The sequence below is a fragment of the Methylobacterium sp. Leaf94 genome (assembly GCF_001426045.1).
Lineage (GTDB): Bacteria > Pseudomonadota > Alphaproteobacteria > Rhizobiales > Beijerinckiaceae > Methylobacterium.
On record NZ_LMRM01000001.1, the window covers coordinates 149,639 to 165,143 of the forward strand.

At 69.5% G+C, this 15,505-nt stretch carries 14 protein-coding genes; 9 read left to right on the forward strand and 5 right to left on the reverse strand.

Translation table 11 applies throughout. The annotated features are described in order from the left end of the window. Together ASG63_RS00675 and phaC are read right to left on the reverse strand one after the other, a co-directional pair. Positions 1 to 471 carry a GNAT family N-acetyltransferase gene (locus ASG63_RS00675; RefSeq protein WP_244479775.1) on the reverse strand — a complete coding sequence of 157 codons (471 nt, stop codon included), beginning with the start codon at positions 469 to 471 and terminating at the stop codon, positions 1 to 3. Next, entirely contained in the window at positions 468 to 2,273 is a 1,806-nt protein-coding gene (phaC, locus tag ASG63_RS00680; protein ID WP_056211061.1) for a class I poly(R)-hydroxyalkanoic acid synthase, read from the reverse strand. The genes ASG63_RS00675 and phaC overlap by 4 nt, the downstream gene beginning before the upstream one ends. Before the next feature lie 143 nt (positions 2,274 to 2,416). Between phaC and ASG63_RS00685 the strand changes: the two genes are divergently transcribed. The 5 genes from ASG63_RS00685 to prfB all read left to right on the forward strand — a co-directional run bounded on the left by ASG63_RS00685 (position 2,417) and on the right by prfB (position 6,531). Continuing rightward, the gene (locus ASG63_RS00685) at positions 2,417 to 2,743 is read left to right on the forward strand and encodes a hypothetical protein (protein ID WP_056211063.1); all 327 of its coding nucleotides are present in this window, start codon (positions 2,417 to 2,419) and stop codon (positions 2,741 to 2,743) included. A gap of 241 nt (positions 2,744 to 2,984) precedes the next feature. Next, a complete protein-coding gene (locus ASG63_RS00690) occupies positions 2,985 to 4,217 on the forward strand; it encodes an LL-diaminopimelate aminotransferase (RefSeq protein WP_056211437.1) in 1,233 nt (410 codons plus the stop codon). A gap of 189 nt (positions 4,218 to 4,406) precedes the next feature. Next, positions 4,407 to 4,634: a hypothetical protein gene (locus ASG63_RS00695; protein ID WP_056211065.1), complete on the forward strand. Its 228-nt coding sequence runs from the start codon at positions 4,407 to 4,409 to the stop codon at positions 4,632 to 4,634. A 211-nt stretch (positions 4,635 to 4,845) separates the two neighbouring features. Continuing rightward, complete coding sequence (locus tag ASG63_RS00700) at positions 4,846 to 5,166, forward strand: hypothetical protein (protein ID WP_082559136.1); 321 nt, start codon at positions 4,846 to 4,848, stop codon at positions 5,164 to 5,166. A 236-nt stretch (positions 5,167 to 5,402) separates the two neighbouring features. Beyond that, positions 5,403 to 6,531, forward strand: a protein-coding gene (gene prfB, locus ASG63_RS00705) for a peptide chain release factor 2 (RefSeq protein ID WP_156375915.1) whose coding sequence is annotated in 2 segments (ribosomal slippage) — positions 5,403 to 5,471 and positions 5,473 to 6,531 — 1,128 coding nt in all. Because the reading frame shifts where the segments join, the coding sequence is not laid out codon by codon here. Between the two features lie 112 nt (positions 6,532 to 6,643). Here the strand turns inward: prfB and ASG63_RS00710 are convergent. Further along, positions 6,644 to 7,864: a M23 family metallopeptidase gene (locus ASG63_RS00710; protein ID WP_056211069.1), complete on the reverse strand. Its 1,221-nt coding sequence runs from the start codon at positions 7,862 to 7,864 to the stop codon at positions 6,644 to 6,646. A 98-nt stretch (positions 7,865 to 7,962) separates the two neighbouring features. Beyond that, positions 7,963 to 8,430 carry a peroxiredoxin gene (locus ASG63_RS00715; RefSeq protein WP_056211439.1) on the reverse strand — a complete coding sequence of 156 codons (468 nt, stop codon included), beginning with the start codon at positions 8,428 to 8,430 and terminating at the stop codon, positions 7,963 to 7,965. 173 nt (positions 8,431 to 8,603) lie between these two features. On the opposite strand from ASG63_RS00715, the gene ASG63_RS00720 reads away from it, so the two are divergent. Further along, positions 8,604 to 12,053: a YhdP family protein gene (locus ASG63_RS00720; protein ID WP_056211070.1), complete on the forward strand. Its 3,450-nt coding sequence runs from the start codon at positions 8,604 to 8,606 to the stop codon at positions 12,051 to 12,053. A gap of 45 nt (positions 12,054 to 12,098) precedes the next feature. Here the strand turns inward: ASG63_RS00720 and ASG63_RS00725 are convergent, their stop codons facing one another. Then, positions 12,099 to 12,989: an aldo/keto reductase family oxidoreductase gene (locus ASG63_RS00725; protein WP_056211072.1), complete on the reverse strand. Its 891-nt coding sequence runs from the start codon at positions 12,987 to 12,989 to the stop codon at positions 12,099 to 12,101. Positions 12,990 to 13,081: 92 nt separating this feature from the next. Here ASG63_RS00725 and ASG63_RS00730 point away from each other — a divergent pair, with 92 nt between their 5' ends. The 3 genes from ASG63_RS00730 (at position 13,082) to ASG63_RS00745 (ending at position 14,950) form a co-directional block, all read left to right on the forward strand. Then, positions 13,082 to 14,050, forward strand: a complete 969-nt coding sequence (locus tag ASG63_RS00730; protein ID WP_082559124.1) for a LysR family transcriptional regulator — start codon at positions 13,082 to 13,084, stop codon at positions 14,048 to 14,050. 446 nt (positions 14,051 to 14,496) lie between these two features. After that, complete coding sequence (locus tag ASG63_RS00740) at positions 14,497 to 14,739, forward strand: hypothetical protein (RefSeq protein ID WP_056211076.1); 243 nt, start codon at positions 14,497 to 14,499, stop codon at positions 14,737 to 14,739. A 10-nt stretch (positions 14,740 to 14,749) separates the two neighbouring features. Then, positions 14,750 to 14,950 (forward strand): hypothetical protein, encoded by a 201-nt coding sequence (locus ASG63_RS00745; protein ID WP_056211078.1) that lies wholly within the window; start codon positions 14,750 to 14,752, stop codon positions 14,948 to 14,950. Positions 14,951 to 15,505 lie beyond the last annotated feature (555 nt).

The following is a 15,505-nucleotide window of genomic DNA, read 5'->3' on the forward strand; positions in this document are numbered from 1 at the left end:
TCAGGGCGGCGGAACCGCTGCGGTCCCGCCGTCGTCGAAGCGCTTCACAAAGAAGATCCGGTCATGGCCGGGCGGATAATCGGTGATCCGCCCGCACTCGGTGAAGCCGAGGCGCGCGTAGAAGCCGGGGGCCTGGAACGTCCAGGTGTCGAGCCAGATCCCGGACAGGCCGCGCCGGCGCGCCTCGGCCTCGGCCTGCCGCATCAGGCGCCGTCCCAGGCCCTGCCCGCGCGCCGGCCCCAGGGCCAGCAACTCCACGAAGAGCATGCCGTAGCCGTGCCGGCCCCAGAGGCCGCCGACGATGGCGCCGTCCGCATCCCGCACCGTGAGGGCGAGGAGGCCCCAGTCGCCGCCCGGCACCTGCGCCTCGTTATAGGCGACGAGGGGCGCCAGGATCGCGGTCCGCATCCCCGGGTCGAGCTCCGCCTCCAGGCGGATCGTCCAATCGGACCCCGTCGCGGCGACGCTCACGCCTTCATGCGCACGTAGGTGCCGGGCGCCGGGCCCAGCGAAGCGAGGCCGCCTTCGCCCGGCACCCGTGCCGGGACGCGGGCGGGGGCCTGGTGCTCCAGCCACGCGAACCAGTAGGGCCACCAGGAGCCCTTGGTCTCGGTGGCCGCCGCCATCCAGTCCTCGAACCGGCCCTTGGCCGGCCCTCCGGTCCAGAAGCCGTATTTCGGCTTGGCCGGCGGGTTCACCACCCCGGCGATATGGCCCGAGCCGGCGAGCACGTAGTCGACCGGTCCGCCGAACTTCGCGGAGCCCTCGAACACCGACAGGGCGGGCGCGATGTGGTCCTCCTTGGTGGCGAGGTTGAAGATCGGGATCTTCACCTTCTTCAGGTCGAGCCGGACGTTGCCGAGGATCATCTTGCCCTGCGCGAGCGTGTTGTTCAGGTAGCAGTTGCGGAGGTAGAACGAGTGGTTGGCCGCCGGCATCCGGGTGGAATCGGCGTTCCAGTACAGCAGGTCGAAGGGCATCGGCGTCTGGCCCTTGACGTAGTTGTTGACCACGTAGGACCAGATCAGGTCGTTGGGGCGCAGCATGTTGAAGGCGGTCGCCATGCCGGTGCCTTCGAGGTAGCCGCGCTTCTGCATCCGCGACTCGATCAGGCGGATCTGATCCTCGTCGGCGAACACCTTCAGGTCGCCCGCATGGGTGAAGTCCACCTGCGTGGTAAGGAAGGTGGCGCTCTTGATGCGCTTGTTGCCGGTGGCGGCCTGCATCGCCAGGGTCACGGCCAGGAGGGTGCCGCCGACGCAGTAGCCCGCCGCCGCGACCTCGTTCTCGCCGGTGGCGACCCCGATGGCATCGATCGCGGTCTCGATGCCCTCCCGCATGTAGCTCTCGAAATCCTTGTCGGCGTGGCGCGCATCCGGGTTGACCCAGGAGATGCAGAACACCGTCAGGCCCTGGCCGACCATCCAGGCGATCAGGCTCTTCGAGGGGTTCAAGTCGAGGATGTAGAACTTGTTGATCCAGGGCGGCACGATCAGGAACGGCCGCTTGAGCACCGTCTCCGTGGTCGGCGCGTACTGGATCAGCTCCATCAGGTCGTTGCGAAAGACGACCTCGCCCGGCGTCACCGCGACGTTGACGCCGACCTCGAAACCCGCCGCCGGATCGGTCTGGCGCACCCGGAGCTGCCCCTTGCCGGCCTCGATGTCCTCGGCGAGCATCTTCATGCCGCGCACCAGGTTGGCGCCGTTCTCTTGGAGGGTGTGCCGGATCAGCTCCGGGTTGGTCATCACGAAGTTCGAGGGCGACAGCGCCCCGGTGATCTGGCGCAGGTAGAACTGCGCCTTGTGCCGGGTGTGCTCGTCGATGCCCTCGGCCTCGTCCACGAGGCCCTCGGCCCAGCGGGAGGTGATGAGGTAGCTCTGCTTGATGAAGTCGAAGATCGGGTTGGTGGACCATTCCGCATGGGCGAAGCGGTTGTCCTTCGGCTCGGGCTCGGCCACTGGCGGAGCGCTCTCGCCCTGCAGGCGCTGCCAGGTCGAGCCCCAGAGGGTGATGAAGGCCTCGCTCAGCTTCGTCTGTGCCTCGACGGTCTTCTTCGGGTCGGCGAGCCAGGTCTCGGCGACGCTGCCGAGGGTGCGGACCACGTCCTTGACCTCCTCGGGCGGCTCGACCACCTCGACCGGCAGGGCGTCCGGCGTGCCCACGGGCTTCATGTAGCGCGACGCGGCACGGCCGAATTCCTCGACCAGCAGGCTCGCGTTGCGGGACAGGGCCTCGATGTCGGGCAGCGGTGTCGTCCGTTCGGTCGTCACGCGTGCATCTCTCCCCGAGTGTGGCCGAACCTTTGGCCGCACGACGCCTGCCGCACGGTCGAGGGGGCCTCGTTTCCGACAAATTAACGCGCCATCGCGGAGTTCCGCCAGAGCGCACGCCTCCAAAACGGCCGACTTCTCCCATGTCCGGGCTTCACAACTCTCAGTTTGTCGCGGTCCTCGCCGTGGCCCTCCTGCTCGCGGGATGTTCCGGCGACCTGAATCCCATGCGGATCGCCTACGGCACCGGCGAGGCCGGGCCGCCCGCCAAGGCGCCGGACTTCGTGGCCCAGTCCCGCCGCGGCGGCGATGACTTCATGCCGGTGGGCGTCTCCGCCCCGGCCCGGCCGATCCGGGCCAAGACGCCCGAGGGCACCAAGGCCCTGGAGGCGGAGCTCGTCGCGGCGCGCGGGCGCAACGAAGCGCGCGGCCGGTCCGCCGAGGGCGCGGCCCAGGCCGCCAAGCCGTAGGCCCCCCAGATATCGTTCGGCGTCGGGGCACAAAACTGCTAGACGGGAAGTGAGCGTGCGGATTCTGCGACGGCCCTGCGCCAGGCGAGGCCGTCAAAAGACGTCCGGATTCCACCCGAGGGACATCCGGAGAAGACCACGCCGCCATCTCGGGATGATGACAGCTTCGCGCCGGGTGACGCTCGCCGCCCCGCGCCCCCATTCGTATCTCTCGCTCGTTTTCTCGGACATCGTGAAGGCCATGACCGACTTCCACCGCATCAAGCGCCTGCCCCCCTACGTGTTCGAGCAGGTGAACCGGATCAAGGCCCAGGCCCGCGCCAACGGCGCCGACATCATCGACCTCGGCATGGGCAACCCGGACCTCGACGCCCCGAAGCACGTCATCGCCAAGCTGGTGGAAACCGCCGGCCGTCCGCGTACCGACCGCTACTCCGCCTCGAAGGGCATCGCCGGCCTGCGCCGCGCCCAGGCGAACTATTACAAGCGCCGCTTCGGCGTGAGCCTGAACCCCGACACCCAGGTGGTGGCGACGCTGGGTTCGAAGGAGGGCTTCGCCAACATGGCGCAGGCGATCACGGCGCCGGGCGACGTGGTGCTGGTGCCGAACCCGAGCTACCCGATCCACGCCTTCGGCTTCCTCATGGCCGGCGGCGTCATCCGCTCGGTGCCGGCCGAGCCGACGCCAGCCTTCTTCCCCGCGGTGGAGAAGGCGATGCAGCACTCGATCCCGAAGCCGGTGGCGATCGTGGTCTGCTATCCCTCGAACCCCACCGCCTACGTGGCGAGCCTCGACTTCTACCGGGACCTCGTCGCCTTCGCGAAGCGCCACGAGATCATCATCCTGTCGGACCTCGCCTATGCGGAGGTCTACTTCGACGGTGATCCGCCGCCCTCCGTGCTGGAGATCCCGGGCGCCATCGACTGCACGGTGGAGTTCTCGTCCCTGTCGAAGACGTTCTCCATGGCCGGCTGGCGCATGGGCTTCGCGGTGGGCAACGAGCGCCTGCTCGCCGCGCTCACCCGCGTGAAGTCCTACCTCGATTACGGCGCCTTCACGCCGATCCAGGTCGCCGCCACCGCCGCCCTGAACGGGCCGGAGGACTGCATCGTCGAGATGCGCGGGATCTACAAGAAGCGCCGCGACGCGCTGGTCGAGTCCTTCGGCAAGACCGGCTGGAAGATCCCGACCCCGTCGGCCTCGATGTTCGCCTGGGTGCCGATCCCCGAGAAGTACCAGGCGCTGGGCAGCCTCGAATTCTCGAAGCTCCTCCTCGAGAAGTCCGACGTGGCGGTGGCCCCCGGCATCGGCTTCGGCGAGCACGGCGACAACTACGTCCGCATCGCGCTTGTGGAGAACGAGCAGCGCATCCGGCAGGCGGCGCGCAACGTCCGGCGCTTCTTCGAGACCTCGGACAAGACGCTGCACAACGTGGTGCCGATGCCCGAGGCGTCCCTGTCGAAGGCCGGCTGAGGCTCCCTCGTCTGGATCTTGGGCCCGGATACAGGGCCTGAATGTTGCGGCCGGGAGACAGCCGGCCGCAAAGCTTGCCGAAACGCACCGATGCGCTTGTCACGGCGCGGCGCGCTCCGCAGGGTCCCAGCGATGCCGCGCCGCGTTTCCTGTCTGCGCGCGGTGCGTTCGCCGAGGCCCGAGGATCGTATGCGTCGCCTGACCCTTCGTCGCCTGCCCCTTGCCGTCGCCCTGGTGCTGAGCGCCTCCGCGGGCGCCTGCGCGCCGAAGCCGATCGTCGCCCGCGACCCGGTTCCGGCACCCGAGCCGACGCTCGGCTACGAGTGCAACTCGCGGCCGACCGTGCTGAACGGCTTCTATTCCACCTGCGAACCGGCGCTCCAGGAGCGTTCGGTAGTGGTCCGCGCCAAGGGCTGAGCCCCCCGGAACGCGTCGCAGGGCCGGGCCGATGTCCGGCCGTCGACGTCTCGAGGCCGCGCGTCGCGGCCGCTTTCCCACAGGACAGCGACGAATGTCGCGCTCCCGCGACCGAACGGACACGGACAGGAACGTGGGATTGGGGCAGGATGCCCCCGGGCGCGTCCCTCCGGGTCTTCAGGTTGCCCGCCGGAGTTTGATCGTGGTGCTGATGATGCGGACCCTCCTCGCTGCTGGCCTGATCGGTCTCGGGTTCACCTTTGGTGCCTCCGCGCAGACCCTCTATCTCGGCGCGAACGGCCCCGTGGTGCTGCCGACGAGCCCGAGCTCCGGCCGGCCGATCCCGGACGTTCCCGAGGCGGTGCCGGTGCCGAGTGTGATGAACGGCGGCGGATTCGGCCTGACCGGAACCGAGTATTTCAGCGACGGCCTCAGCGAGGGCCCGCTCAACCAGCGCCACCGACCGCGCGAATTCGTCCTGGCGCCGGCCCGCATCGGCCCGCCGGACTACGTCCGCCCCGCCCTCCGCTAGCGCCGGTCGGCCCGGCGACACTGCCTGGGGTCATCGCGTCCCAGGGGACCGATCCGCCTTCTGTCACGACCGATGCCGGGGAGCAGGCGGAGCCACGTGCGGGCTCGTCCCCCTTGCGCCGGCGCGCCGACCGGAGGCGCGTCGCAGCCTCGGTTTCGCTCCCCGGCGTTTACACCATCCGGCAGGCCCGGTATCACCCGGTCCCACACCCCGAACACACGAGCCCGAAACACCAGATGCGCGCCGAGATCGAACAACTCTCGGATGCCGCCAAGCAGTCGATCGGACTGCTGAGGAGGCATCTTTGACTGGGATACCGTCGAGAAACGCCTCGCGGAGCTGAACGCGGCTTCCGAGAATCCCGAGCTCTGGAACGACGCCGAGGCCGCCCAGAAGGTCATGCGCGAGCGCACCCAGCTCGATGACGCGGTCAACGCGATCAAGAAGCTGAGCCAGGACCTCGAGGACGCCCACACGCTGATCGAACTCGGCGAGATGGAGGGCGACGAGGCCACCATCCAGGAGGGCGAGGCGGGCGTGCGCGCCGTCGAGAAGGAGGCTGCGCGGCGCCAGATCGAGACGCTGCTATCCGGCGAGGCCGACGGCTTCGACACCTACCTGGAAGTCCATTCCGGCGCCGGCGGCACCGAGAGCCAGGACTGGGCCAACATGCTTCAGCGCATGTATGGCCGCTGGGCCGAGCGCCGGAAGTACAAGGTCGAGATCGTCGAGTGGTCGGACGGCGACGAGGCCGGGATCAAGGGCGCCACGCTCCTGATCAAGGGCCACAACGCCTATGGCTGGCTCAAGACCGAGTCCGGCGTGCACCGGCTGGTGCGGATCTCGCCCTACGATTCGAGCGCGCGCCGCCACACCAGCTTCGCCAGCGTCTGGGTCTATCCGGTCATCGACGACCGGATCGAGATCGAGATCAAGGAATCGGACTGCCGCATCGACACCTACCGGTCGTCGGGCGCGGGCGGCCAGCACGTCAACACCACCGATTCGGCGGTGCGCATCACGCACATTCCGACGGGCATCGTGGTGGCGTGCCAGCAGGAGCGTTCGCAGCACAAGAACCGGGCCACCGCCTGGAACATGCTGCGCGCCCGCATGTACGAGGCCGAGCTGAAGAAGCGGGAGGAGAAGGCCAGTGCCGAGGCCGCCGCGAAGACCGACATCGGCTGGGGGCACCAGATCCGCAGCTACGTGCTGCAGCCCTACCAGCTCGTGAAGGACCTGCGCACCGGCACCCAGTCCACCGATCCTGATGCGGTGCTGGACGGCTCCCTCGATCCGTTCATGGAAGCGTCCCTCGCCCAGCGCGTCTATGGCGGGGCGGATGTGGTCGAGGACATCGAGTAGCGCGCGCGCCCGCTCTCGGGTGGTCGAACGGCGTTTCCCGGCTTCGGGAAAACGCCGCGCCGGCTCCCTCGTCGGGGAATCCCGACGCGAAGCGGGGCCGGCGGAGGGCCGGTCAGAGCGCGTCGGCGGCCCTGAGGAAGCGCACCGGGTCGACCGGCTCGCCGTCGATGCGGGTCTCGTAATGCAGGTGGCTGCCGGTGGAGCGGCCGGTAGACCCCACGCGTCCGACGATCGTGCCCGGCTCGACCCATTGGCCCGGCGATACGTCGAAGGCCGAGAGATGGGCGTAGCGCGTCACGAGGCCGTGGCCGTGATCGACCTCGACCATGTTGCCGTAGCCGCCATTGTACTCGGCCACCGTGATGCGCCCCGCCGCCGTGGCGCGGGCCGGCTCTCCGGTCTCCGCCCGCATGTCCATGCCGGTATGCATGGCGTAGCCGCGGGTGAACGGATCGAGGCGGGGGCCGAAATTGCTGGACAGGCTGAGGTCCCCGGAGAGCGGACGGCGCACGGGGAGGGCCGCCGTGATCCGGCGCAGATGCGCCTCCTCGGCCAGGGAGCGCTGAACCTCCGACAGGGACAGGGCGAACGCGTCGCCGCTCAGGGGCACCAGCGGCCCACCGATCCCGGCCGGACGCTCGTGCTCGTAGCGGGCGGGATCGAGACCGAGGCGGGCGACGAGGCCGCGCAGGCGCTGGGCGCCTTTGCCGGCCCGCGCCCCGATCGTGGCGAGCACGCGGGACTGCGCCTCGGCGAGGCCGTCCAGGCGCTGCTCCAGGGCCGCGACCCTTCCCTCGACCGCGCGGGCGGATTGTCGCCCGGAGGCGGGGTCGGCGGCGGTCCTGAGCTGGAGCGCATCGGGGGTCGGGAAGGGCTTGGCGCCTGACAGGGTGCCCGGCAGGGAATGGGACGGGCCCTTGATCGCTGGCTCGGGCGCCTCGCTCACGGGGGCGGCCAGCGTCGCGGCGCCGGGATCGCCCGCGAGGGTGGCGATGGCGGCCTGGCGGGCCTCCAGCGCGGCCTGCCGGCGCGCGAGCTCGGCCATGCGCTGGGCGAGGCCGTCGCGCGACGCTGCCTGCTCCATCGTCACCCGGTCGAGCTGCAGGCGCAGGGTGCCGATCCGCTCCTCGTAGCCGTACTGGAGGGCGCTCTGCTGCGAGACGAAGCGGGCCAGCACCTCGTCGTGGAAGACGAGGTAGTACGTCGCCCCGCCGGCCCAGGCGACGGCGACGGCCAGCGCTCCGGCGAGGAGGCGGGACCGCAGCGTTGAGGCCGGGCCGGCGGGGACGACGCGGTTCGCCGTCGAGGAGGATTTCCGGGAAGACGATGGCATGGGACGCGTGACCTGATCCACCGCGTCACCCTGCCCGAATCAGGGTTAACGAACCGCCAAGGCGCAGCCCCGACGATTCATCATACGGAATCCAGTCCTCAGGCCAGGTCGCGGGCGGCGGCCAGCACCGCCTCGGCATGGCCCGGCACCTTCACCTTCGGCCAGATCCGGGCGATGCGACCCGCGCGGTCCAGGAGCATCGTCGTACGCTCCACGCCCATGTATTTCCGGCCGTACATGCTCTTCTCGACCCACACGCCATAGGCCTCGAGCATGGCCTTGCCCTCGTCGGAGGCCAGCGGAAAGGTGAGGGCGTACTTCGCGCGGAACTTGTCGTGGCTCTTCACCGAGTCCGGCGACACCCCGATCACGATGGTGTCAGCCGCGGCAAAGTCGGGGCCGAGGGCGTTGAAGCCCTGCGCCTCCAGGGTACAACCGCTCGTGTCGTCCTTGGGGTAGAAGTACAGGACCGCCTTGCGGCCCGACAGGTCCCCGAGGCTGATCGTCTCGTCGCCGGCGCCCGGCAGGGTGAAGTCGGGCGCCTGATCTCCGGTATCGAGGGGCATCATGCCTTCCTTTCGGCCGATTGATGGTGTGCCTCTGGCGTTGCACCGCGACGGGAGTTCCACGCCCCGGCGCACCAGGACCGACGAACGCCAAAGACCCGCGCAAGCAGAAACCCGTAGGACTGCCGCTCGATAGCCCGAGGGGACGTTCCGATCCAGCGGCACAAGGATTGATGGACCAGGAAACGGCCAAAGGTTCGCGGCCCGCGCGGCCCGCCGCACGGCGGCGGCCGCTGCTTTGGATTGCGGCCGCCCTGGTGGTCGGCCTGACGGTCGCCGTCGGCGGAATCATCGGCCGCCTGTCGATGGGTCCCCTGCGCATCGACGGCATGTCGGAGCGCGTGGCCTCGGCCATCGCCGGCAGCATCGGTCCCGGCTGGCGCGTCGCTCTCAGCGACAGCGCCCTGGAGCTCGACGCGGAGCAGTCCCTGGCCCTGCGCGTCGCCGGCCTCGACATCCACAATCCCGAGGGCGCCCTCGTGGTCCGGGCGCCCCTGGCCGTAGTCAGCCTCGACACCTGGAGCCTCCTGCGCCTCGCGGTACAGCCGCGGGCCATCGAGTTCCGGGACCTGCAGATGACGGCCCTGGTCCACCGCAACGGCAGCATCGCCTTCGCGGCCTCCGACAGCAGCCCGGGCAGCGCGGTGGTGCCCCACACGTTGCCGAGCGTCGATGCCGCGGCCGGCCACGTCTCGCCGATCTCCGCCAGCGTCGCCTCGATCTTCGGGGTGGTGCTCGATTCCGCCGGCGTGATCGGCGCCCTCGACCGGGCGCGGATCACCAACGGACGCCTTACGCTCATCGACGACGATGCCCGCCAGCGCGCCGTGTTCGAGCACGTCAACGGCCTGTTCCGCCGCGATGCCGTGCGCGACGCTCGGGTCTTCGAACTGCGCATCGACGGGCCGCACGGGGAATGGCGCTTCGGCGGCGACCTGCACGAGGCCGGGGGCACTAAGCGCACCGGCATCATCACCCTCGACGACCTGCCGATTAGCGACCTCCTCCTCCTGTCCGGCCAGTCGAAGCTGCCGGTGGACACCGACCTCAAGCTCTCGGCCAAGGCCGACGTGGCGATCGATGCCGGGCGCATCGAGACGATGACGGCCGAGATCCGCACCGGCGGCGGCAACGTCCTGATCGAGGAGAAGGACTTCAACCCGGTCACCATCGACAGCCTCGCGGCCGCGGTGAGCTGGGACGAGGCCGGCCGGGCGATGAAGCTCGACGCCCTCGATTATCGCGGGGCCGGCAACGCGGTGCACCTCACCGGCGCCTGGACCGCGGCGCCCGCGGGCGCGGATTCCGCCTGGACCCTGGAACTGGCGGGCAAGGATGCGGTACTGCGCGGGGCCAATGCGGCCGACAAGCCCGTCGGCCTCGACACGGTCTCGGCTCTTCTCACCGGCAAGGCCGGCGGGATCGTCATCGACGACTTCTCGGTCCGGGCCGGTGCCGCCAACGGCCGGATCACCGGGACCATCGGGACCTCGGCCGACGATGACGGCCTGACCCTGCACATCGTCGCCGGCGACACCGACGGGCGCATGGCGCTGCGCCTCTGGCCCGAGCACGTGGCGCCGCCCGCCCGCAACTACCTCGTGGACAACCTGCGCGGCGGAAAGGTCAACGCGGTCGACATCACCGTGGACATGAGCGGCTCGGAACTCGCCGCCGCCACCCGCGGCGAGCCGATGCCCGACAACGCGGTCCATATCGATTTCGCGGTCTCCGACGCCACCCTGATCGTGGTGCCTGACTCGCCGCCGCTCACGCGGGGGCGGGTGACCGGCACGATCACCGGACAGACGACCAAGATCCGCAACGTCACCGCCGATGTCCGCATGGCGGACAACCGGACCCTGTCGATCTCGGATGGATCCTTCGTGATCCCCAAGATCACCCCCGACACGGTGACGGCGCAGATCGGGCTGCGCCTCAGCGGCGGCGCCGACGCCCTGGTCTCGCTGCTGCAGACCAACATGTTCAAGACCCTCACGGGCCTCGATCTCGATCCCGGGACGGTGAAGGGCGCCGCGGACCTGCGCATCGACTTCCCCCTCAACCTGAAGCACATTCCCGACCTGCCGGACCTGCCGGTGAGCATCACCGGGACCCTGTCGGACATCGCGGTCGACAAGGTGTTCGGGAAGGAGCGGCTCGAGAGCGGACGCTTCGCGGTCCTCTACGAGCGGGGCGCCTTCTCGCTCAAGGGCGACGGCCGCGTCATGGGCACGCCGATCACGGTGGACCTGCGCCAGCCCAAGGCCGGCGCACCCGGCGAGGTGAATATCGGCCTGGCCATCGACGACGCCCTGCGCGCCCGCAAGGGCCTGCCGGTGGCGCCCCAGATCACCGGCACCATCCCGGTCCGCCTGACCCTGCCGATCGGCCGGACCGGACCGGGCAAGCCCCCGATCCGCGTGGAGGCCGACCTCACCCGGATGGGGAGCGACGGACTCCTGCCGGGCGTGACGAAGGCCGTCGGCAAGGCCGGACGCGCGAGCTTCACCGTGAGCGAGGGGGCGAACGGCAACCAGGACCTGCGCGATCTCGTCGTCGACGCGGGACCGCTGATGGCGCGCGGCAGCGCCAGCCTCAACGGCGACGGGGGGTTGGAGCGCGCGGATCTGACGGCGCTGAAGCTCTCGCCCGGGGACGACATGCGCGTCCAGGTCGACCGCACCGGCGGCAATGCCTATCGGGTCGCCGTCCGGGGCGCCGTGGCCGATGCTCGCCCGTTCCTGCGCGGGCTCGGCGGGCCCGACGTCAAGGGGGCCCGGGATGCGAACCCGAAGGATGTCGAGGCCGATCTCAGCCTCGGCATCGTCAGCGGCTTCAACGGGGAATCCCTGACCAATGCCAGCGCCAAGCTCTCCTTGCGCGGCCGCGACCTGCGAAGCGGGCGCGTCCAGGGCAAGTTCAGCAGCGCGCCCTTCTCGGCGCAGGTGACCCACACCGATCGCGGCGCCTCGAGCGTCACCATCGAGACGCTGGATGCCGGCTCGACCCTGCGCTTCGCCGACATCTACAAGCGGATGTACGGCGGCAAGCTGATCATGACGAGCGCCCTGAACGACGGGCCGCAGCCGGGCTCCGTCCAGATCCGCAACTTCATCCTGCGCAACGAGCCGGCCCTGTCCAGCATCATGGCGCAGGGGCCGGCCACCAGCGAGGTCGTGGATTCCCGCGGCCGGAAATACGTCGTGCAGAATGCCGGCAACGACGTGGAGTTCGACCGCCTGCGGGCGATCTTCACGCGCACAGGCAGCCGGATCGACATCAGCGACGCGGCGATCTCGAACCCCGCCATGGGCTTCACCATGACGGGCTTCCTCGACACCGCCAAGGAGCGCACCGACATCAACGGCACCTTCGTGCCGCTCTACGGCCTGAACAACGTCGTCTCCCAGCTGCCGATCCTCGGCCAGCTCCTCGGTGGCGGCCGGAACGAGGGCCTGTTCGCCCTGAACTTCCGGGTGTCCGGCCGCCTCGCCAAGCCTGACGTGAGCGTGAACCCGCTCTCGGCCCTCGCCCCCGGCATCCTGCGCAAGCTGTTCAGCGCGGGCGGCGGCAATGACGGCCTCGCTGCGGGCGCGCCGATGAGCGAGACCGAGCGCTGAGGGGCTCGCCGTCCTGCGCGCGACCCCGCTCCGGGATCCCCATGGTCAGCCCGCGCCCGCGATCCCGTCGAGCTCCGCCAGCGCGTCCGCCGGCAGGGACAGACCGGCGGCCGCCATGTTCTCGCGCAGGTGCTCCGGCGACGACGTGCCGGGGATCAGCAGGATGTTGGGCGCGCGGGCGAGGAGCCAGGCGAGGGCGACCTGCATCGGGGTCGCGCCGAGGCGCGCGGCGACGGCCGACAGCGTCGTCGACTGGAGCGGGCTGAAGCCGCCCAGCGGAAAGAAGGGCACGTAGGCGATGCCGGCGGCGGAAAGGTCTTCGACCAGCGCGTCGTCCGCGCGCTGCGCGAGGTTGTAGGCGTTCTGCACGCAGACGATGGGCGTGATCGCGCGCCCCTCGGCCACCTGGCGCGGCGTCACGTTGCTGAGCCCGATCCGGCGCACGAGTCCCTGGCGCTGCAGGTCGACCAGGACGCCCAGGGGCTCCGCGATGGAGCCCTCGGCGGGACCGTGCGCGTCGAACATGATCCGCAGGTTCACCACATCCAGCGCCTCGACGCCGAGGTTTCTCAGGTTGTCGTGGACGGCGTGCGTCAGGTCCTCGGCGGAGGCGGCCGGGTTCCAGGAGGAGTCCGGTCCCCGCCGCGCCCCGACCTTGGTGACGAGGACGAGATCGTCCGGGTAGGGATGCAGCGCTTCGCGGATGATCTGGTTCGTGACGTGGGGGCCGTAGAAATCGCTCGTGTCGATGTGATCCACACCGGAGGCCACCGCCTCCCGCAGCACGGCCACAGCACGAGCCCGGTCCTTCGGGGGGCCGAACACCTGCGGTCCGGCGAGCTGCATGGCACCGTAGCCCATCCGCTTCACCGTCCGGTCGCCGAGCTGGTAAGTGCCGGCTCCGTCGAGATCCTTCGCCCTGTCGCGATCGTTCATGGAAAACTCCTCTGCGCTGAGCTCCACCTAGCCCCTGCCGCCCCGCGCGATAATCCGGCACAATGCGCACGGGCCGTGCGGGGAAACGAACGATGCGCACCGATCTCGGGGAACTCGCGGCCTTCGTGGCCGTGGCGGAAGCCGGCGGCTTTCGCGACGGTGCCCGCACGAGTGGGCTCAGCGCCTCCGGACTGAGCGAGGCGGTGCGGCGCCTGGAGACGCGCCTCGGGGTCCGGCTCCTGAACCGGACCACCCGCAGCGTCGTCCCGACGGAGGCCGGCCTGCGTCTTCTGGAGCGCCTGAAACCGGCCCTCGGCGAGGTCGCGGCGGCGGTGGACGTGGTCAACGGCTTTCGCGATCGGCCAGCCGGCACGCTGAAGCTCAACGTGCCGGTGAGCGCGGCCCGGCTGGTGCTGCCCCGGATCGTCCCGCCCTTCCTGGCAGCCTATCCCGACATCCGCCTGGAGGTGATCGCCGACGACAGCTTCGTCGACGTGCTGGCCGCCGGCTGCGATGCCGGCATCCGCTACGACGAGCGCCTGGAGCAGGACATGGTGGCGGTCCCGATCGGCCCGCGGGAGCAGCGCTTCGCCACGGCGGCGGCGCCGGCCTATCTCGACCGGCACGGCCGGCCGGAGCACCCGCGCGACCTCCTCGACCATGCCTGCATCGGCGGCCGCTTCGCCAGCGGCGCCATGCCGGCCTGGGAATTCGAGCGCGCCGGCGAGATCGTCCGGGTCGAGCCGACGGGGCCGCTGGTCGTGCGCGTCGGGGCGGCGACCGAACTCGCCATCGACGCAGCGGTCGCCGGCGTCGGACTATTGAACCTTTTCGAGGACTGGCTCCAGCCGCATTTCGACAGCGGCGCCCTGGAGCCCGTGCTGGAGCCCTGGTGGCAGCGGTTCTCCGGGCCGTTCCTGTACTATCCCGGGCGCCGCTACCTGCCGGCGCCGTTGCGCGCCTTCGTGGACTTCATCGCCCCCCGCCCTGGACGCAGGGGAGATCTCGCGGCGAACCATCCCCCGGCGTCGCCTGGCACCCCGCTTCGGGATGTTTCGTGACGGACGGGGGATCGCGGTGCGCGGGCTCGGTGCCCCAGCGTCACGGCGGTCGACCGGACCCTACGGGAGAGGGGGATACCGGTAGACGATCGCCTGCGAGATGCCATCGCGGATCTCCGCGGATGTGGGTCGAACGCCCGTACCCGGCTTGTCGATCAGGGCCTTCACATGAGACTTCGCCGAGTCCAGGTCGTCGGTCCAAGCCTTCGAGCCAAGCGCCGACGTCTCGTGACGGAGAATAATTCGGAACATGTTTCGCCCTTTTCAAGATTTAGGCGAACATACACGAGTTTCTGAAAGCTCCTACGCGTTAAAATAGCAATAAGTTTGCTTTCCATGATTGCCAGAGACCGACCCAGAGTGCATCTTTCATGAGGGATCTCGCGCGTCAGCGGCCAACGATAGGGCTGACGTTACTCTCAGGTCATCGTATTAAGGGACCGCCGATGGATGTCGTCCTCACGCCGATGAAATCGGACGTCGATGTCTGGTCCCTGAAGGATCGGCTGGGTCGCGATCTGGGAACGATCCGAAGAAGCGCGACGGGGGATACCGTCAGCATCGAACCGGAGCCGGGCACGATCCTGCAGACCATCAAGCTCCGGCACCCGAGCCTGGATGAGGCCATGTCGGCCATTGCCAAGCTGACGAACGGCGCTTGCAACCTCGACAGCCAGCAATGGGATTAGGGCACCTTGGATGAAGGAATTCCTCGAAGTGGCCCTCGACGTGGCGGTCGCCCTGGTCGCTTTGGCGATCGGCGCAACGATGGTCCGGGTTCAGGCCGGAAATTCCGAGCCAACGCTCTCCCGGACACCGTCTCCCGCGCTGCACTTCTGTGCCGCGGCGCTCATCTTCATCATCGGAACCTGCATCGGCGCCACCTCGCTCAGACACTGATACCGGTTTGAGATCCGAATCCCTGCCACGCCTCGGCCCTGCGCTCAGCGACAGGCGCGCTCTGGGGCCGACCTTCGGTGCGAACGACGCCGACGGACCGATCGCAGGGCACGGACGCACGCGGTCCGGGGGATCGCCTGCGTTTTGGCTGTGATCTGTTGAAGTTGCGCGAAGACGCCTGGCGAGCGGCCGTCGTACCGCCCCGGTGGCCAATCGCGTCCGCCCCGGCGACGTCCGTCGCGATCAGACTTCCCTCATTCAGGCCGCCTCGACGGCGACCACGCGCTCTGCCACGGCGTCCAACGCGACGAGGGCGGCCAGGGCCCGACCGATACGATTGAGCCCCGCTTCGTTCTCGATGATGGGAAACGCCATCTCCAAAGCACGCGTCACACCGACGACGGCCGCCTGTCCTGCCGAAGATCGACGCCGACGCACGAGTTCTTTGATTGTCATAGAGATTCCTACCCAGCGGGCAGTATGCGCCTCGATCGATCGATCACCTACACTTATTGTAGATTGGGTCGGATCCCGCCGCCCGGACGCTGCCGGGCG